At 72.0% G+C, this 18,708-nt stretch carries 17 protein-coding genes; 10 read left to right on the top strand and 7 right to left on the bottom strand.

The genetic code is table 11. The annotated features are described in order from the left end of the window. The first annotated feature begins 33 nt into the window (after positions 1-33). A complete protein-coding gene (locus tag NE857_RS27015) occupies positions 34-1,041 on the top strand; it encodes a Rieske (2Fe-2S) protein (RefSeq protein WP_254418203.1) in 1,008 nt (335 codons plus the stop codon). A 32-nt stretch (positions 1,042-1,073) separates the two neighbouring features. On the opposite strand, the gene NE857_RS27010 is transcribed toward NE857_RS27015, so the two are convergent. Continuing rightward, positions 1,074-2,636 (bottom strand): FAD-dependent oxidoreductase, encoded by a 1,563-nt coding sequence (locus NE857_RS27010; protein WP_301184264.1) that lies wholly within the window; start codon positions 2,634-2,636, stop codon positions 1,074-1,076. Next, positions 2,633-3,457 (bottom strand): class I SAM-dependent methyltransferase, encoded by an 825-nt coding sequence (locus NE857_RS27005; protein WP_425572069.1) that lies wholly within the window; start codon positions 3,455-3,457, stop codon positions 2,633-2,635. The genes NE857_RS27010 and NE857_RS27005 overlap by 4 nt, the downstream gene beginning before the upstream one ends. A 90-nt stretch (positions 3,458-3,547) precedes the next feature. Between NE857_RS27005 and NE857_RS27000 the strand changes: the two genes are divergently transcribed. Beyond that, positions 3,548-4,735, top strand: coding sequence for a lycopene cyclase family protein (locus NE857_RS27000; protein ID WP_254418201.1), 1,188 nt, complete (start codon positions 3,548-3,550; stop codon positions 4,733-4,735). Here the strand turns inward: NE857_RS27000 and NE857_RS26995 are convergent. Then, a complete protein-coding gene (locus NE857_RS26995; RefSeq protein ID WP_254418200.1) occupies positions 4,725-5,642 on the bottom strand; it encodes a MerR family transcriptional regulator in 918 nt (305 codons plus the stop codon). The genes NE857_RS27000 and NE857_RS26995 overlap by 11 nt on opposite strands. A 92-nt stretch (positions 5,643-5,734) precedes the next feature. Here NE857_RS26995 and NE857_RS26990 point away from each other — a divergent pair, with 92 nt between their 5' ends. The 3 genes from NE857_RS26990 (at position 5,735) to NE857_RS26980 (ending at position 10,222) form a co-directional block, all read left to right on the top strand. After that, positions 5,735-6,355: a DUF4383 domain-containing protein gene (locus tag NE857_RS26990; RefSeq protein ID WP_254418199.1), complete on the top strand. Its 621-nt coding sequence runs from the start codon at positions 5,735-5,737 to the stop codon at positions 6,353-6,355. After that, the gene (locus tag NE857_RS26985; RefSeq protein WP_254418198.1) at positions 6,352-7,839 is read left to right on the top strand and encodes an SDR family oxidoreductase; all 1,488 of its coding nucleotides are present in this window, start codon (positions 6,352-6,354) and stop codon (positions 7,837-7,839) included. Before NE857_RS26990 ends, NE857_RS26985 begins: the two co-directional genes overlap by 4 nt. Positions 7,840-7,987: 148 nt before the next feature. Continuing rightward, positions 7,988-10,222: an MMPL family transporter gene (locus tag NE857_RS26980; RefSeq protein ID WP_254418197.1), complete on the top strand. Its 2,235-nt coding sequence runs from the start codon at positions 7,988-7,990 to the stop codon at positions 10,220-10,222. Here NE857_RS26980 and NE857_RS26975 read toward each other — a convergent pair. After that, the gene (locus tag NE857_RS26975) at positions 10,182-10,967 is read right to left on the bottom strand and encodes an aminotransferase class IV family protein (protein ID WP_254418196.1); all 786 of its coding nucleotides are present in this window, start codon (positions 10,965-10,967) and stop codon (positions 10,182-10,184) included. The genes NE857_RS26980 and NE857_RS26975 overlap by 41 nt on opposite strands. Positions 10,968-11,068: 101 nt before the next feature. Next, the gene (locus NE857_RS26970; RefSeq protein ID WP_254418195.1) at positions 11,069-11,776 is read right to left on the bottom strand and encodes a GntR family transcriptional regulator; all 708 of its coding nucleotides are present in this window, start codon (positions 11,774-11,776) and stop codon (positions 11,069-11,071) included. A gap of 189 nt (positions 11,777-11,965) precedes the next feature. Between NE857_RS26970 and NE857_RS26965 the strand changes: the two genes are divergently transcribed. The 5 genes from NE857_RS26965 to NE857_RS26945 all read left to right on the top strand — a co-directional run bounded on the left by NE857_RS26965 (position 11,966) and on the right by NE857_RS26945 (position 16,512). After that, a complete protein-coding gene (locus NE857_RS26965) occupies positions 11,966-13,222 on the top strand; it encodes an NRAMP family divalent metal transporter (protein WP_254418194.1) in 1,257 nt (418 codons plus the stop codon). Positions 13,223-13,335: 113 nt separating this feature from the next. After that, on the top strand, positions 13,336-14,142 hold the full coding sequence (locus NE857_RS26960; RefSeq protein ID WP_254418193.1) for a LamB/YcsF family protein: 807 nt from the start codon (positions 13,336-13,338) through the stop codon (positions 14,140-14,142). 28 nt (positions 14,143-14,170) lie between these two features. Then, entirely contained in the window at positions 14,171-14,782 is a 612-nt protein-coding gene (locus NE857_RS26955) for a 5-oxoprolinase subunit B family protein (protein WP_254418192.1), read from the top strand. Positions 14,783-14,820: 38 nt separating this feature from the next. Further along, a complete protein-coding gene (locus NE857_RS26950; RefSeq protein ID WP_254422105.1) occupies positions 14,821-15,723 on the top strand; it encodes a 5-oxoprolinase subunit C family protein in 903 nt (300 codons plus the stop codon). A 9-nt stretch (positions 15,724-15,732) separates the two neighbouring features. Then, a complete protein-coding gene (locus tag NE857_RS26945) occupies positions 15,733-16,512 on the top strand; it encodes a putative hydro-lyase (protein WP_254418191.1) in 780 nt (259 codons plus the stop codon). Positions 16,513-16,812: 300 nt separating this feature from the next. Here NE857_RS26945 and NE857_RS26940 read toward each other — a convergent pair whose 3' ends face one another. Both NE857_RS26940 and NE857_RS26935 read right to left on the bottom strand, forming a co-directional pair. After that, the gene (locus NE857_RS26940) at positions 16,813-17,508 is read right to left on the bottom strand and encodes an ABC transporter ATP-binding protein (protein WP_254418190.1); all 696 of its coding nucleotides are present in this window, start codon (positions 17,506-17,508) and stop codon (positions 16,813-16,815) included. Beyond that, positions 17,505-18,626, bottom strand: coding sequence for an ABC transporter permease (locus tag NE857_RS26935; protein WP_254418189.1), 1,122 nt, complete (start codon positions 18,624-18,626; stop codon positions 17,505-17,507). The genes NE857_RS26940 and NE857_RS26935 overlap by 4 nt, the downstream gene beginning before the upstream one ends. Between the last annotated feature and the right edge of the window lie 82 nt (positions 18,627-18,708).

Below are 18,708 nucleotides of genomic sequence, written 5' to 3'. Positions count from 1 at the left end.
CACCCGGAGTCCGGAGCGAAGAGAAGGAGTCCCATGACTTTGCCGTCCCCCGAACCCCGGCGCTTTCCGTTGCGCAGGATGCCCCGCGGCACCTGGGCCCGGCAGGAGCCCTCGTGGCGCCAAGCCTCTCCCGCCGTGATCGGTGCGGCGCTCAAAAGAGCACTGGCCCGCCCCTCCGGGAACTGGTTCGTCCTGGCCTCCAGTACCGAGGTGCGGGCCGACCGGCCGTTCGGCCGGGTGGTGTCCGGAACCGAAGTCGTCGCCTGGCGCACCGGCGACGGATCCGTGCACGCGGGCCCGGGTGCCTGCCCCCACCTCGGAGCTCCGCTGTGCCGGGGAGCCGTCGACCAGGGGCGTCTGGTCTGCCGGTGGCACGGGCTCTCCCTGGGCCCCGGCGGTTTCCCGGGATGGAGCCCCTACCCGGCGCATGACGACGGGGTGCTCGTGTGGGTGCGCCTGGACGCGGCCGGAGGCGAGGAACCCACCGACGCACCGGTCGTCCCCGAGCGCCCGCGCGGTGCGAACACGATCGCGGCGGTGGAGAGTCTGGCCGGCCGGTGCGAGCCCGAGGACGTCGTGGCCAACAGGCTCGATCCGTGGCACGGCTCCTGGTTCCACCCCTACTCGTTCGTGGGCCTGAAGGTCACGGAGATACCGGAGGGCCCGGATCCCGACCCGGACCGCATGGTGGTGGACGTGGGCTTCAGGGTCGCGGGCAGGTGGGGTGTGCCGGTGCGCGCCGAGTTCACCTGCCCCGAACCGCGCACCGTGGTCATGCGCATCATCGAGGGTGAGGGGACGGGCAGCGTGGTGGAGACACACGCCACCCCGCTCGGCGTCGACCGCGACGGAGTGCCGCGCACCGCGGTCATCGAGGCCACGGTCGCCGCTTCCGAACGCACCGGATTCGCTCTGGCCCGGCGGGTGGCGGGTGCGGTGCGCCCGGCGATGAGGTTGGTCGCCCGCCGACTGTGGAAGGACGACCTCGCCTACGCCGAGCGCCGTTACCTGCTCCGGGCGTCCGGTCGCTGGCCGGGCTGAGAAGCGCGCTGCCCCGGTGGGCCGCGACTCCGCTACGTGCTCTGCCCGCGTCGCCTTCGAGCGGCCCGGGCCAGAGCGCGCAATGCTGGGGAGCGACCCCGCCGGGGCACGGTCCACAGGGTGTGGCCCCGCCGCCCCCACTGCGACAGAAGCGTGTTCGCGGCGCTCATCCCGCTGGTGGCCGCACCCTCCATCAGGGCCACCGGCAGGTCCACGCGCACGTGGTCCCCCGCCACGACCAGGGAAGGATCGGGTGTGGTCACCGTGCACCGGTCCGCGTAACCCCCCGGGGGGAAGAGCGCGCAGTCCGCACGCATCTCGTGTCGGGCGTCCACCTGCCGGGCCGCGGCCAACTCCGGGTAGACCGCGGTGGCCTGCTCCCACAGGGACTTGCGCTCGGCCTGCGCGTCACACCCTTCGGCCAGCGCGTAGGCGTGCAGTTCCACCACCGAGCCCCCGGTACGGTCCGACCACTCCCGGGCCTGGTCCTCGTACCGCTCCAGCACGCTGACGTTGTCCAGGGTCGGGTATCCGCCGGTGCCGAGGAAGGCCTGCCGGTGCGGTCGGACCGGGCGGTCCAGCCAGTAGCGCGACACCAGGAACGCGGGGGCGGAGGGGATACGTGACACCTGGCTCCGCCACGGGGCCGACCCCAGCTCCGGTGAGCGGGAGACCAGCTCTCGCAGTCCGCGCGGGTCGGTTGCCAGAACGACCGCGTCGAACTCCCCGCTCCGGGCGCCCGCCGCCTCCGACCAGTCGACACGGTGGCGCAGTCGCCCCCCGGGGGTGATCCCGTCGACCGACGCGCCGGTGCGCAACTCCACTCCCAGGCCTGTCAGGTAGCCCGCCAGCGGGTTCCACAGCGCTTGCGGGAACGGCGACCTGGGTACGTCGAACACCAGCCCCTCCGCGGACCCCAGGAAGTACACGTGGAACATGACCGCCATCTCGGCCGCGGAGAGCTGCTCGGGCGCGGCGAAGAAGCTCCGGCTGAAGACCTCGAAGGCCAGGTGCCGTGCGGTGGCCGGGAAACCCGTGACCTCCAGCAGTTCCCGGGCGCTGCGGTGCCCCATGCGTTCGTGCACCCCGGGCACGTCCACGTCCAGGAGTTGGAGCACGGCTGGGAGGTTCACCCCGGCGAGCTCCGTCAGAGGGAAGCTCGGGCTCGTCGCGGCCAGGGCGAACGCGTTCAGCGGCGGGATGGAGGGCAGCCCCGAGAACCGGTCCCTGGCCCCCGAGCTGTGCACCAGCGGGTAGTCGGGCAGCGCGACCAGGCCGGCCAAGTCCGGGTCGGTCCGTCTGAGCAGACCGCGCAGGTTGTAGTACTGCCGGAAGAACGCGTGGAAGCCCCGGCTCATCGTGACGGTGCTGCCGTCGGCCAGAGTCGTGTCCCATCCGAGCAGGCGGCCCCCCAGCCCCGACTCGCGCTCCAGCAGTACCACCTCCACATCGCGCTCGGCGAGTCCGCAGGCGGCGGCCAGCCCGGCGATGCCGCCGCCGACGACCGCGACGCGCGGCCTGTGCTCGGGGCGTGGACCGACCGGCGGCGGTGCCGGTACCGGTTCGGCCCGCGGGTCCCTCACATCGGGGTTCACCGTGCCCCCTCCCGCGTGGCGGGGCCCTCCTCGGAGCCCGCACCGGGAGGGGGAGCGGCCTCGGAGGAAAGGGACACCGGGCCGGTCTCCCCGGGGCCCGGGCACCGTAGCGGCCTGCGCCCGACGAAGGTGTGCGTGATCCCGTACTGCCATCCGGGCAGGGGGGCGCTCGCCACCGACTCCAGGCCGACCGCGCGCATCCTCCCCAGCAGAGCGGAGCGCCCGTCGAATTCCAGAACGCTCCGCCACAGGTAGCGGAACAGGTCCGCGCGTCCGGCCAGGGCCCGCCCCGCCGGTATCACCACGCTCCAGCACACCGCCGTCCACACCGCCTGGGCGGAGACCGAATCGGCCACCGAGTACTCGTGCAGGGCCAGCCGCCCGCCCGGGACCAGAACCGAGCGCACCGATTCCAGGAAGGCGTCCGGGTCGGGGACGTTGCGTACCAGGTAGGCCGCGAAGACCGCGTCGGCGGAGCCGCCCAGCAGTTCCCGCGCCCACTCCGCGGTGATGTCCTCCGCCCGCGCGAGGTGGAAGGTGACGTTCGCCGGCCATTCCTTGGCCGCGGCGGCCCTCAGCATGCCCTCGGAGGCGTCCACACCGACGATCCTGGCCAGCGGGTACTCGCGTAGCAGGGCCGCGGTGGAGGCGCCCGTGCCGCAGCCCAGGTCCATGAGGAGCAGGCCCTTGCCCCGGGCGGGCAGCCGCAGCCGCCGCGCCGATGTGCGCAGATCCCGGTGGTACCCCGGGTTGGCGGCGACCAGCCGGTCGTAGGCGGAGGCGGCGTTGTCGAACTCGTCCGTCACCGCCCCGGTCTTCATCATCCCGGTCGGGGTGTTCAAATGTTCCTCCAGGGGTGGCAGGGGCCGGGCGGGGAGCCCCGAGCTCTTCGAGGGGGCATGCTTGTGGACATGGCCGACTACGACGTGGTGATCATCGGAGCCGGAGCCGCAGGGCTCACCCTGGCCGATCGCATGGGGGAGGTCAACCAACGACGCGAGTCCCCGCTGCGCGTGGCACTCGTGGAGCCTCCCCGGGGCCCCCACACGCCGCCGCCCCGGACGTGGTGTTTCTGGGAGCCGGACGGCGGCCCCTGGGACCGGCTGCTGGCCGCCCGCTGGGAGGACCTCTCGGTCGTGGGTCCGGACGGTGCCGAGTACCGCTCCTCGGCAGCGCCCTACGTCTACAAGATGCTTCGTTCGGCCGACGTCCAGGCGCACGTACGCGCCACCGCGGACGAGCACGTCGAACAGAGGGAGCTGTACGTTCAGCGGGTCGCCGACGGTACTGACCACGCCACTCTCACGGCCCTGGGGCCTGACGGCGGTCGGGTGGACCTCACCGCGCGCTGGGTGTTCGACTCGCGTCCGCCCTCTCCCGTGCCCGCGGGCCGCACCCACCTGCTCCAGCACTTTCGCGGCTGGTTCGTGCGCACGGCCGAGGACTCCTTCGACCCCGCCGCGGCGGTGCTCATGGACCTTCGCCCGCCTCAGCCCCGGCACGGGGTGGCCTTCGGCTACGTGCTCCCCCTGTCCACCCGCGAGGCTCTGGTGGAGTACACCGAGTTCGGCCGTACCGCCCTCACCACTCCCGAGTACGACCTGGCGCTCAAGGACTACTGCGACCGCGCCGGCCTGCCCGAAGTCGAGGTCACCGCGACCGAACAGGGGAGGATCCCGATGACCGACGCGCGCTTCGCGACCCGCGCCGGGCGGCGCCTGTTCAGGGTGGGCACCGCCGGGGGCGCGACGAGGCCGTCCACCGGTTACACGTTCAGCGGGGTGGGACGGCAGGCCGCGGCGATAGCCGAAGCCCTGGTGCACGATCGGGTACCGGTGCCGCCGGTCCCGCACCGCCCCCGCCACCTGGCGATGGACGCCGTCATGCTGCGGGCCCTGGACAGCGGCCGGGTGTCGGGTGCTGACTTCTTCACCCGGCTCTTCTCGGCCAACCGCTTCGGTGATGTGCTGGCGTTCCTCGACGGGGAGTCGGGGCTCGCCCGTGAACTGGCCATGGGGTGTTCCACTCCGGTCGCCGCGATGGCGCTCAGTACGGCGGACCATCTGTGGTACTCCCTGAGCTCCCGTTTCAGTCCCTGACGGCGGACAGGACGGACACGGCCTCGGAGAGGGAACCGAGGTGCCCGTCCGCGAACCGAAGTGAGGAGCCCGCCTCCCGCCAACCCGGCCCGGCCGTGTAGAGAGCTGTGCGCTCAGGCGCGGAAACCGTGCTGCGCGCGGTCGTCACCAGGGTCTCGGAGTCGTGCGCGCTGCTGGTGTGACACCACAGGACCACCGCGCGCGGGCCCACCCGGCGTACGGCGCGCACCGTCGCCTCGGTGGGGGTGCAGGGTCCCAGGACGCGGTGTGCCAGCCCTGCTTCGCGCAGAGCGGCGGCCAACGCCTCCACCGGCAGGCTGTGCATCTCGTGCGGTACGCAGGCCAGGACGACCGGCCGGTCCCGGCCGCCGGACAGCGGAGTCGGCCCGGGCACGCGGCGCAGGACCGAGGACACACACCACGAGAGGAGGTGCTCCACCTCGATGTGGCGTTGTGTCTCCTCCCATTTGCGCCCCATCCCGTACAGCAGCGGCATCGCCAGGTCCTCCCAGGCCAGGACGGTCCCGTAACGTGCCACGGCTTTCTGCAGAAGGCTTTCGACGAGGTCGGAATCCATCCGCATGGCGGCTCTGGTCAGCCCCTGGAGCGTGGGGGAGGCGGTTCCCAGCGCCGCGGCCCGCACTTCGCTTCGCGGCTCCGGGAGCATCGGCGGTGCGGCGGTGCGCGCGGTCAGGACCTGGCGCGCGGCCTCGGCCGCGGGCATGCCCTCGCCGACCAGACGGCACAGCTCCCGGAGCCGGGCGACATCGGTGGGGGAGTAACGCCGGTGCCCTCCCGGGCTGCGTTCCCGAGGGCCGACCCCGTAGCGCCGGTCCCAGCTGCGCAGGGTGGTCGGTGCTATCCCGAGCAGCCGTGCCGTGGCCCCCGGGCTGAGTGCGTCCATCATGGCGCCCCAACACGTTGCGAAATCGGTGCGACTTGTGACACAGGCCGCTGACCTCTGACTCTAGTCCTGAGAGCACCGAAAGGGGCAACGACATGGAACTGGACACCACACGTCGGGCGGATCGGCGCCTGGACCTCGTCTACCGCATCGGGGCCGGGCTCACCGGACTGGTGCTGGTGGGCTTCGGTAGCGCGGGGCTGATGATCAGGCTGCCGCTCTTCGACACCCAGGGCGAGGTCATCGCGGGGCTTTCCACCAACGGCGCACTGAGCTTCATCTCCATCGCCATCGGTTCCCTCCTGGTGGGGGCGGCGATTCTGGGCGGGAAGTTCGCGTCCACGGTGTGCGTCGCGGTGGGCGCGGCCTTCGTGGTCAGCGGGCTGGTGAACCTTTACCTGATGAGTACGGACTTCAACGTTCTGGCCTTCTCCATGCCCAACGTGATCTTCAGCTTCGTGGTCGGCCTCGTGGTCATGACCTTCGGCATGTACGGCCGGTTCAGCGGAGGCCTGCCGGAGGACAACCCCTTCCAGAGGCACCGCCACCCCGAGACCTCCGCCGACGAGGAGGGGCGGGAGACCGGTGCGACGGGGGAGGACCGCGTTCGGGGCCACGGGGCGAACCGGCTCGCGGGCCCGCGGGGTACGGCCACCGGTGTCCCCGGTCCGCGCTCCGCGGCGCGGCAGGACAGCGCCGAGGAGTCCCGGGGATGAGTGCTGCCACGGGGCGGCTCGCCCTGGTGACGGGGGCCAGCGGCTACATCGGCGGTCGTCTGGTCCCGGAGCTGCTGGCCGCCGGGTACAGGGTCCGCTGCCTGGCCCGGACCCCGGACAAACTACGTGATCACCCCTGGCGGGACCGCGTCGAGGTGGTCCGGGGCGACGTGGTCTCCGGGGAGGGCCTGCTGGAGGCACTGTCCGGTGTGGACGTGGCCTACTACCTGGTCCACTCCATGGGCGGCGGCCGCGACTTCGTCAACACGGACGCCGAAGGCGCGAGGCGGTTCGCCGAAGCGGCGGGGGAGGCCGCGGCCGGACGCGTCGTCTACCTCGGGGGACTGGCGCCGGAGCACGTCGAACTGTCAGAGCACATGGCCTCGCGGGAGGAGGTCGGGCGGATCCTGCTGGAGGCGCCGGTGCCCGCCGTGGTGCTGCGCGCCGCTGTCATCCTCGGGTCCGGGTCGGCGTCCTTCGAGATGCTGCGGCACCTGACGGAGCGCCTTCCAGCGATGACCACGCCCCGGTGGGTGCGCAGCCGGGTGCAGCCCATCGCCGTTCGGGACGTGCTGCGTCTGCTCGTACGCGCGGACGAACTGCCGGAGGAGACCAACCGGACCTTCGACATCGGCGGACCCGAGATCCTCAGCTACGCGCAGATGATCCAGAGGTTCGCCGCCGTGGCGGGGCTGGTCCGCCGGCTGATCCTTCCGGTACCGGTTCTGTCCCCGGGGCTGTCGAGCCTGTGGGTCGGCCTCATCACGCCGGTGCCGCCGTCGGTGGCCCGGCCGCTGGTGGAGTCGTTGCGGCACGACTCGGTGACGGACGAGGACGATCTCGCCCGGCTGCTCGACGACCACGAGCGGATCGGGTTCGACGAGGCGGTGAGTCTGGCTCTGCGGCGGATCGACGAGGACCGGGTGGACACGCGCTGGTCCTCCGCCGCATGGCCCAGTGCACCGTCCGATCCGCTGCCCACCGACCCCGACTGGGCCGGGGGCAGCCTGTACACCGACCGCCGGGCGCGTCACGTGGACGCCGCCCCGTCGGAGCTGTGGCGGGTCATCGAGGGCATCGGCGGTGAACGCGGTTGGTACTCGTGGCCGCTCGCCTGGGCCGCGCGCGGCTGGATCGACCTCGCGGTGGGCGGGGTGGGCCTCAGGCGCGGCCGCCGCGATCCCGAGCGCCTGCGGGTGGGGGACTCGTTGGACTTCTGGCGGGTCGAGGAGGTCGTCCCCGGCGAACTCCTGCGGCTGCGAGCCGAGATGCGCCTGCCGGGCCTGGCCTGGCTGGAGCTGCGCGTGGGGAGCCAGGACGGGCGCACGGTGTACTGCCAGCAGGCTCTGTTCCATCCGCGCGGTCTGCTGGGGCACCTGTACTGGAAGGCGGTCACGCCCTTCCACGGGATCGTTTTCGGGTCGATGGCCGACAACATCGCCGACCGGGCGGCGGACACCGTCGAACCGGCCGTACGCACCTGAACCACGGGGCGGGGCCGGTCCGGCCCCGCCCGGCGTGACCTGCTCCGGCTGTGCGTTATCGTATGGGGGAAATTAGCTAGGATTCCAAGAAGCTTGGATTCCTAGCAGAATTCTGGACCCTACCCGCCTACCCGGAAGGACTCCCGCCGTGAGGGAACGACACGAGCCGCCACCCAGACGATCACGCTGGTGGGTCGGCGCGGCTCTGCTGGTCAGCCTCATCTGGCTGCTCGGTGCGGGCCCTCTGGGGGCGTTCCTCGGCAAGCTCGGGGAAGTCCAGACCAACGACCCCGGCGCGTTCCTGCCCGTCGGAGCCGAGTCCACCGAAGCCGCGGAACTCGCCGGGGACTTCGACCGGGGCGACACCGTCCCCGCGATCGTGGTCCTGTCCGCCGACCGCGAGCTCACCGACACCGACCTCGCCGACGCGGGCGCCCTGGCCGAGCGGATCGGTGCCGAGCCCTGGGCCACCAGTCAGGTCATCGGCCCGATCCCGGGCACCGAGGACCCCTCCGTCGCCCAGCTCGTCGTCCCGATCGGTGAACGCTTCGACACCGGCGACTCCGTGGCCGAACTGCGCGCACTCCTGGCCGATGACCCCCTGCCCGGAATCCAGGCCCAGGTCACCGGGCCCGCCGGGTACGCGGCCGACCTCGTGGCGGCCTTCGGTGGCATCGACTCCACCCTGCTGGTCGTCGCGGTCGTCGCGGTCCTGGTCATCCTGATCGCGGTCTACCGCTCACCCCTGCTGCCGGTCCTGGTGATCGTCGCCTCCCTGTTGGCCCTGGGACTCTCCGGGGCACTGGTCTACGCCGCCGCCGACACCGGTCTGGTCAGCCTCAACGGCCAGAGCCAGGGCATCCTGTTCATCCTGGTCGTGGGCGCCTGCACCGACTACGCGCTGCTTCTCGTCGCCCGCTACCGGGAGGAACTGGCCGCCCGCGAGCGCGTGCCCGAAGCGGTCCTCGCCGCGGTCCGGGGCGTCACCGGACCCGTCCTCGCCTCCGGCGGAACCGTCATCCTCGGCCTGCTCTGCCTGCTCGCCGCCGACCTCGCCTCCACCCGCAGCCTCGGCCCCGTGGTCGCCATCGGGGTGGCCGCCGCGATGCTCTCCGCGATGACCTTCCTGCCCGCCGCCCTCGCCCTGTGCGGTCGGGCCGCCTTCTGGCCCGCCGCCCCGCACCACACCCGCCACGAGGAGGGCCAGAGCACCGACCAGGTTCTGCGGCAGCACCCCTTCTGGGGCCGCGTCTCCGCCGCGGTCGCCCGCCGTCCGCGCGCCTACTGGCTGGGCACCACCGCCCTGCTGATCGCCGCGGCCGTGTTCGCGCCCCAGTTCAGCGCGCAGGGCACCGGACAGGCGGAGATCTTCCGCACCCAGGTCGAGGCGGTGGACGGCCAGGAAACACTCACCCGCGGATTCGGCGCCGAGTCCAGCGCCGCGCCCGCGCTCGTGGTGGCCGACGAGGCGTACCTGGACGAGGTGGTGGCCGCCGCCGAGGGCCTGCCCGACGTCGACGGGGCCGCCCCGGTCACCGAACCCGGGCCGCCCGCGGGCCAGGCCCCCGGCGAGGACCCCGCGCCCCTGGTGGAGGACGGCCGCGTCCTGGTCGAAGTGGTGCTGGCCGCCGACCCCGAATCCCCCGAGGCGGTGGCGGCCGTGCGCGGACTGCGCGCCGAGCTGGGTTCGATCGAGGGGGCGAACGCCCTGGTGGGCGGGGTCAGCGCCACCGACCTCGACACCCTGGAGACCGCGCAACGGGACTTCGTCGTGGTCGTGCCACTGGTGCTGGTGGTCGTCTTCCTGGTCCTGATCCCGCTGTTGCGGTCGCTGGTGGCCCCACTGCTCCTGATGGCCGCCAACGTACTCTCGTTCGCCGCCGCCCTGGGGGTGGGCACTCTGGTGTTCGACCACGTCCTCGGCCTGCCCGGGGCCGACCCGGTGGTGCCGCTGTTCGCCTTCGTGTTCCTGGTGGCGCTGGGGATCGACTACAGCATCTTCCTGATGTCCCGGGCCCGTGAGGAGACCCTCACCCGCGGACACCGCGAAGGTGTCCTGCGGGCGCTGACGGTGACCGGAGGAGTGATCACCTCAGCCGGGGTGGTGCTGGCCGCGACCTTCGCCGCGCTCGCCGTGATCCCGCTGCTCTTCCTGCTGCAACTGGCGTTCCTGGTGGCCTTCGGGGTGCTGGTGGACGCGCTGCTGGTACGGACGCTGCTCATCCCCGCCCTGTCCCTGGACGTGGGGCCGCGCCTGTGGTGGCCGGGCCGGGCGGCCCGAACCGGTGACGGGCCCCGGCCCGACTCCGTATCCGCGTCCCCGCCGCTGATCGCTACCGCCGCTACAACAACTCGCCCGGAAGCTCCCGGTAGGCCTGACTGATCTTGCGGAGCAGGTCCGGCCGGGGGAGGCTCACCCCGTCGATCGAGCCCACCGGCCGGACCCCGGTGACGGCGTTGGTGACGAAGGCCCCCGCGGTCCGGGTGGCCGCCACGGCCGCCAGGGGGCGGGTGGAGACCGGGACCCCGAGCGACTCGGCTGCCTGGTCGACCAGCCGCATCGTCACCCCGGGCAGGCAGGGGGCCTGCGGCCAGACCAGCCCGGACCCGTCCAGGAAGCCGATGTTCCAGGTGGGGCCCTCGGAGACACGGCCGTCCACACCCGTGAACAGGGCGTCGTCGAACCCGTCCAACTGCGCCGCGCGCCGTTGCCTGATCGCTCCGAACAGTCCGGTGCCCTTGACCATCGGGGTGTCCCGTGAGAACAGGCGGGTACCGAGGTGGATCGGCGGCGGGACGGCCCCCGGGGCCGAACGGGTCGTCACCAGGATCTGGGGCAGGGACCGGGCACTGGGGCGGCCCAGGTCCAGGGCGGGGTCGTAGACGGTCACCCGGACCACGGCGGGCGAGGGGTGCGCACGCGCTGAGCGGCGTGCGAGTTCGCGCACGCGCGGGATGTCGAGTTCGGTGCCGAAGAGGGTCGCGCAGTCCCGGCTCAGGCGCTCCACGTGCAGATCCAGACCGCGCACGCGTAGGTCCGTGACCAGCATGGTCGTGAAATGCCCGTAGCCGTACAGGGCGAGACCGGCGAGTTCTCCCGTGCTGACGGGGCGTCCGTTCAGTTCCATTACGGGCACCATTCTGGCACTTCGGGACCTGTGGCAGCAGGCGGTTGGGCGGCCGGGTCCGGACGGAAGAGGGTGCCGGCCCACCGCGCCCCGGGCCGGTCTCAGGTGCGGGAACCCCGCTCCAGCTCGATGAACGCGGTGACCAGCTGGTCCTCCGAGGTGTCCAGGTACTCGGTGAGTTCGGCGGCCGCGGTCTCGGCATGCCCCTCGACCAGCGCCAGGTGGATGCGCCGGTTCCACTTGAGGTAGGGGTCGTGGAACTCACGGGGCGCGGCCATCACGTGGAACACCAGCCGGGTCTCGGCCAGCACCTGCCTCATGAACTCGTTGATCCGCTCGCTCCGCGCCAGGGCGGCGAGCGCCTCGTGGAAGCGCATGTTCGCGCTGCCCATCCGCCACCAGTCCTCCTCGGCCCGGGCCCGCTCGCCCTCGTCGACGGCGGCGCCCACGGCACGCACCAGTTCCGCCGGGGCGTCGCTCGCCCCGCGCACGGCGGGAAGTTCCAGGGACCTGCGCGCATTGAACAGATCGCGAACGTCTTCGCTGGTGGGGCGGTTGACGAACACCCCCCGGTGCATGTGGTGCACGAGCAGGCGCTCACGGCTCAGGAGCCGGAAGGCCTCGCGCAGCGTGTTCCGGGAGACCTGGTACTTGCGGCTGAGCTTCTCCTCGGACAGGCGCACGCCGGGGGCCAGCGCACCGTCGATGACGAAGGTGCGCAGCAGGTCGGCGACGCGTTCGGCCTGGCTGGTGGGCCGCGCCAGGGCGGGCGCGGGCAGCCGGTCGATGTGGTCCTCGGTCGCCGTCACGTGAGCCCCTTCGACTGCTTCGTGCGTGCCCGCGCCAGGCGGGGTGGTCCCACCAATGTTACGTACCGGGGGCGCTGGGATTTTACTTACCCGCCCCTTACCAAGCCCGCGCGATTGAAGTATTGTTCAACAATCCAACGATGATGTTGGTCACCAGGACCGTTCGATCTCCCCACACTGGAGAAAGCCATGGGCGACAAGCCCCCCGCACCCGCTCCCGCGCCGGTACGCCCCCGATTCGGCCGCGTAGCCCTGAGCAGCGGTCTCCTCGGCGCCATGTTCCTGATGGCCACCAGCGCCGTCGGCCCCGGATTCATCACCCAGACCACGACCTTCACCGCACAGCTCGGAGCCGCGTTCGCCTTCGCGATCCTGGTCTCGATCCTGGTCGACATCGCCGTGCAGCTGAACATCTGGCGGGTCATCGGCGTCTCGAACACGCGCGCCCAGGACCTGGCCAACAAGGTGCTACCCGGGGCCGGTTACCTGCTCGCCGTCCTCATCGTCTTCGGCGGCCTGGTCTTCAACATCGGCAACATCGCCGGCACGGGCCTGGGCCTCGACGCCATGATCGGCCTCGACCCGCGTGTCGGCGCGGTCCTCTCGGCCGTGGTCGCGATCGTCATCCTGGCCGTCAAGAGCCTGGGAGTGGCCCTGGACCGCATACTCGTGGTCCTCGGCGTGCTCATGATCGCCCTCACCGCCTACGTGGCCTTCGTGTCGAACCCGCCGGTGGGCGAGGCCCTGCGCCAGTCCGTGCTGCCCGAGGCGGCCAGCAGCGACCTCTTCCTCGCCACCATCACCATCATCGGCGGCACCGTCGGCGGCTACATCACCTACGCGGGCGCCCACCGCCTCATCGAGCAGGGCAGGGGCGGCCGCGAGAACATCGCCGCCATCACCCAGACCTCCGTCACCGGCATCATCGTCACCGGCATCATGCGGGTTCTCCTCTTCCTCGCGATCCTCGGCGTGGTCTCGGGAGGCGTAGCGATCATGGACTCGCCCAACCCTTCGGCCGAAGCCTTCTACCAGGCCGCCGGAGAGGTCGGCATGCGCCTGTTCGGCATGATCATGTGGGCGGCCGCGGTCAGCTCCGTGATCGGCGCCTCCTACACCTCCGTCTCCTTCGTCACCACGTTCTCCCCGTGGCTGGAACGCCACAAGGGCAAGCTGGTCACCGGCTTCATCGGGATCTCCCTGGCGATCTACCTGATCTCCGGCCAGGCCCCCGTCACACTGCTGGTCATGGCGGGCGCCCTCAACGGTGTGATCCTTCCGGTCGGCCTGGGCCTGCTCCTGTGGGTGGCCGCACGCCACTCCCGCACCCTGCTCGACGGCTACCGCTACCCGCGCTGGCTGATCGTCATCGGCGTCGCGGCGTGGCTGCTCACCGCCTACATGGCGGTCAACTCCCTGAGCGGTATCGCCGCCCTCTGGCAGTAGCCACGGCAGACCCGCCGGGACGGCCCCGAAACACCCGGCACAGTGGTGGTACCGGCACAACGGAGTGCCGGTACCACCACCGGGTACGAGAACCAGGAAAGAGGAGCAGTACGTTGCGTATCGACCTCAACTCCGACCTCGGCGAGAGCTTCGGCCGCTGGGAACTCGGCGATGACCAGGCCCTGCTGTCCATCGTGACCAGCGCCAACGTCGCCTGCGGCTTCCACGCAGGCGACCCCTCGGTCCTGCGCCGCACCACAGCCGAGGCCGCCGCGCGCGGGGTCGCCGTCGGCGGACACGTGGCCTACCGGGACCTCGCCGGGTTCGGTCGCCGCTTCGTGGACGTGCCCCCCGCCGAACTCACCGACGAAGTGCTCTACCAGCTCGGCGCCCTGTCCGCCTTCACCGCACTGACCGGGGACCGCATCCGCTACGTCAAGCCGCACGGAGCCCTGTACAACGCGATCGTCCACCACGAGGACCAGGCCGCCGCGGTCGTCGAGGCCGTCCGCGCCTTCGACCCCGACCTCCCCGTCCTCGGCCTGCCCGGCTCACGCTTCCTGGAGAAAGCAGAGAAAGCGGGCCTGCGCACCTACCGCGAGGCCTTCGCTGACCGCGCCTACACCCCGCAGGGCACCCTCGTCTCACGCCGCGAACCAGGCTCCGTCCTGCACGACCCCGAGGCCATCGCCGCCCGCTGCCTGCGCATCGCCCGAGGCGAACCGATCGAGGCCGTGGACGGCACCGAGATCCTCGTCGAGGCCGACTCCCTGTGCGTGCACGGTGACAGCCCAGGCGCCGTGGACATCGCCCGCGCCGTGGCCGACCTGCTTCGCGCGCAGGGCGTGACCATCGCCCCGTTCACCGCGGACCCGTCCGCCCCCGATTCGTTCACCACTGCTCCGTCCACCTCCGCCTGACCGAGCCCGTCCTGATTTGGAGCCGTTCGTGCGTGTCCTGAAATGCGCAGACACCGGGGTACTGGTGGAGGTCGCCGACCTCGCCCAGGTCATCGCCCTGGGTGCCGCCCTGGAAGCGGATCCGCTACCCGGCGTCACCGACGTCGTCCCCGCCGCCCGCACCGTCCTGCTCCGGCTGGAACCCGGCACCGACCCGGCCGGGGTCGCCGCGGCCGTCACCGGGATTCCACTGTCCGCCGAGATCAGCCAGAGCGCCGGAGAGACCGTCACCATCCCCGTCCACTACGACGGGGAGGACCTCGACGACATCGCCGGACTCACCGGGCTCAGCCCGCGAGAGGTCGTGCGCGCCCACACCTCGGCCACATGGACGGTCGCGTTCTGCGGGTTCGCCCCCGGGTTCGGCTACATGGTCGGCGACGACCCGCGCCTGCACGTCCCCCGCCGAGGCGAGGCCCGCACCCGTGTCCCCCAGGGCTCCGTCGCCCTGGCCGGGGAGTTCACCGGCGTGTACCCGCGCAGCTCCCCGGGAGGGTGGCAGCTGCTCGGCCGGACCGACGCGGTGATCTGGGACCTGGACCGGAACCCGCCGGGCCTGCTGCGGCCGGGTGTGCGCGTGCGCTTCGAGGAGGTCGCGTGAACCCGCAGACCAAGCGCCGTGAAAGCGTGCTCTCGCCGATGGGGGAGGCCTTCCCGGGGCGAGGGGACCGGACGGTCACGGCCCTGGAGGTCCTGGCGACCGGGCCGATGACCACCGTGCAGGACACGGGACGCTTCGGACACGCCGCCCTGGGAGTGGGGCGTTCCGGCGCTGCCGACCCCGACTCCTACGCTCTCGCCAACCGCCTCCTCGCCAACCCCCTGGGCGCCGCCGCGCTGGAGACCACGCTCGGCGGGCTCAGGGTTCGGGCGCACGGGGCGGTCACGGTCGCGGTGACCGGAGCCGAGGCGCCGGTCTGGGTGAACGGCCGCGGTGCGGCGGTCAACGAGGTCCTGCACCTGCCCGACGGAGCCGAACTCGCCCTGGGCGCACCCGCCCGCGGTCTGCGCTCCTACCTGGCCGTACGCGGGGGAGTGGCGGTGCCTCCCGTGTTGGGCTCACGCAGTACCGACGTGCTCGCCGGTCTCGGGCCCGCCGTCCCCCGGGCGGGGGACGTACTCCCGGTAGGTCCGGCCCCCTCGACCTTTCCGCACCTGGACCACGTCCCGGTCCGGGCGGTGGGTGGGGGCCGGGTGGAACTGCGGGTCGAGCTCGGCCCGCGTGAGGACTGGTTCACCGAGCGGGCCCTCGAGGCACTGCTGTCCGGCGACTACGAGGTGACCTCCCGCAGTGACCGGGTGGGCGCCCGACTGGCCGGGCCGACCCTGGAGAGGGCACGCGAGGGCGAACTGCCCAGCGAGGGCATGGTCGCCGGGGCACTCCAGGTACCCCCGGGCGGGGAACCGGTGCTGTTCCTCGCCGACCATCCGGTGACCGGCGGCTACCCGGTGGTGGCGGTGGTGCGCTCCGCCGACCTGCCCAAGGCCGCCCAGGCCCGCCCGGGAACACGGATCCGCTTCGTTCTGTGGCCAGGAGTGTAGGAGAAACCGATGAACCCCGCCGAACTCTCGCCCAGCCGGGCCCGAGCCCTGTTCCGTGACGGCCTGCGCGTACCCACCTCCGGGTACAGCCCCGGATACGCGCAGGCCAACCTGATCTCCCTGCCACGGGACCTCGCCTTCGACTTCCTGCTCTTCGCCCAGCGCAATCCCAAGGCCTGCCCGGTGCTGGACGTGACCGAGCCGGGAGAGGTGTCGGCCTCGGTGTTCGACGGGGACCTGCGCACGGACCTGCCCGCCTACCGGGTGTACCGCGACGGGAGGCTCGTCGAGGAGCCCACCGACGTCACTGACCTGTGGCGGGACGACCTGGTCTCCTTCCTCATCGGGTGCAGCTTCACCTTCGAGGCCCCGCTGCTGGAGGCCGGGGTGCCGGTCCGCCACATCGAGGCCGGAACCAACGCCGCCATGTACGAGACCGATCGGGCCTGCCGGCCTGCCGGACGCTTCTCCGGGCCGCTCGTGGTGTCCATGCGCCCGATCCCGGCCGGGCAGGTCGCGGACGCCGTCCGGATCACCTCCCGCTACCCGGCGGTGCACGGCGCGCCGGTCCACGTCGGAGACCCGGCGGCTCTGGGCATCGGGAACCTGGGCCGGCCCGACTACGGTGACCCGGTCCAGGTCAGGAAGGGCGAAGTACCGGTGTTCTGGGCCTGCGGGGTGACCCCGCAGGCCGCGGTGATGGCCTCCGCCCCCGAGTTCGCCATCGGCCACGCGCCCGGCCACATGGCGATTACCGACGCCAGGGACACCGAGTACCAGGTGCCCTAGCCGCCGGTCGCTCCGGAGCCCGGCTCTAGCGTTCCTCCGGGGCCGGCCCCGCAGCGTCGGGGAAGGACTGGTCGGAACGGTTCTGCCCGCCCCGGAGCCGGGCACCCCGCCGTTCCCGCGGGGCCTTCTCCCCTTCCCGGCCTCCGCCCTCTTCCCGATCCTGGCCCCGGCCCCCCACTTCTCGGGCTGGGACATCGGACTCCGACCGCTCGGACCGGCACATGGGACCGCCTCCAGGGGTGTCGACTGGCCTCCAGCGTAGAAGTCCCTCCGGGCCCGAGCCTTCGGACGCTCCCGCTGTCAGGCCGTTCGGAATCCGTCCGCGGCCAGGACGCTCAGGCGGCCGTCGCGCATCTCCAGCACCTGCTCGGCCGAGCCCAGGTACTCGGTGTCGTGGGTGACCAGCAGGGTCGCCACGTCGAACGTCCTGGTCGCCTCACCCAGCAGTTCCATGATCCGCGCACCCCGTTCGTGGTCCAGCGCGGCGGTCGGCTCGTCCACCAACAGCGCGCTCGGGCGCCCCGACAGCGCGCGGGCGATGTTCACCCGCTGGCGCTCACCGCCGGACAACTGGTGCGGGCGCCGGTGCTCCTTACCGGACAAGCCCACCGCGGCCAGGGTCTCCATCGCCGACGTCCGTGCCTCGCGCGGGGAACGCGCACGCATGTGATCGGTGACCATCAGCTGTTCCACGGCGGTCAGCGAGCTGATCAGGTTCGGCTGCTGGAAGACGATCCCCACCTCGGTCAGGCGCAGTTCGGCCATCTCCCGGGGCCGCAGCCCCAGAGTCTGGGCCCCGCCGACCGTCACCCGGCCGGAGTCCGGCCGGATGAGGGTCGCGGCCACCGCCAGCAGGCTCGATTTACCCGAACCGGAGGGGCCGACCACCGCGGCCAGCTCACCGGGGGCCACCCGCACCGACACGCGGTCCAGGGCGGTGACCACCCCGTCCCCGTCGGGGTAGGTCAGGGTCACGTTGCTCAGTTCCAGGCTCATCGGACGCCTCCCAGGGCGGTCAACGGGTCAACGGAGGTGATACGGCGGACGGCCAGGACGGCGCCGAGCATGCCCAGCACGACCATGGCGGCGACCGGGCCGAGTGTGGTGGCCGGGGTCAGCGCGAAGGGCAGGACCGAAGCGGCCAGGGCACCCAACCCCACCCCCGCGGCGCCGCCCACCGCGGTGCCGAGGAGCAGCACGATCAGGGCCTGGGCCAGGGCATCGCGCAGCAGGTAGCGGGTGGATCCGCCCAGAGCCTTGAGAATCGCGATGTCACCACTGCGCTGGATCGTCCACACGGTCAGGAACGCGCCGATGACCAGCGCGGAGATCGCGTACAGGAAACCCTGCATGGTGACCAGGGAACTGTTCTCGGAGGAGAACGAACCGATCGCCTGGAGGCTGCCGGACAGCGTGGTGGACACCGTGTCGGCCTCCCCGTCCACCGCACCGCCCTCGGCCCCGGCCACGGCCTCCGGACTCGCCTGGGAGTCGATCCGCGAAGCGATCACGTTGGCGATCGGCGCGTCGTCCCCCTCCGCGTGCCGTACCCGGGGGTCGATGTCCTGCCAGACCTCGATATCGGTCCACACGGCGGGGGTGTGGCTGTAGTGCTCGGTGGGAGCCACCGCGCTGACGGTCAGCTCGGTACCGGCGACGGCCACGGTGTCGCCGGTAACGATCCCGAAGTCCTCGGCGATCACCTCGCTGACCACCAGACCGCCCTCGGGCTCCAGTCCTTGCAGTGCCAATCGGCCGCCGGACACCACCCCGAACAGCGCGGCGGCGGTGCCGTTACCGTCCGCCAGCTCGACCCGGCTCTGGGTGATGCCGACCGGCTCGGCCCACTCCACCCCCTCGGCGCCGGTCCAGACGTCGAGCTGGGCCCGGGTGACGGTGCTGTCGGCGTAGGACTCCTCCGGGGCGCCGTCCCCGGACGTCCCGAAGGCGATGCGGTCCGCGGGCAGGTTCCGCACCGCTGAGGTGGACTGGTCCGCCAAACCCGCGGTCAGCCCGGACAACAGGACGATCAGCAGGGTGATGAGGGCGACGACGGAGCCCATCAGCGCGAACCGCCCCTTGGCGAAGCGGATATCACGAAGGGCGACGAACACGGCGGCCCTCCTTCCTGGAAACACTCGGTGGGTTCGTGCTTCCAGCCTCGTCCGGACCAAGATCATCGGCATCGGGTGAACG

The sequence above is a fragment of the Nocardiopsis exhalans genome (genome assembly GCF_024134545.1).
Lineage (GTDB): Bacteria > Actinomycetota > Actinomycetes > Streptosporangiales > Streptosporangiaceae > Nocardiopsis > Nocardiopsis exhalans.
Note: the sequence above shows the minus strand (reverse complement) of the source record. Positions and strands in the feature narration are given on the sequence as shown.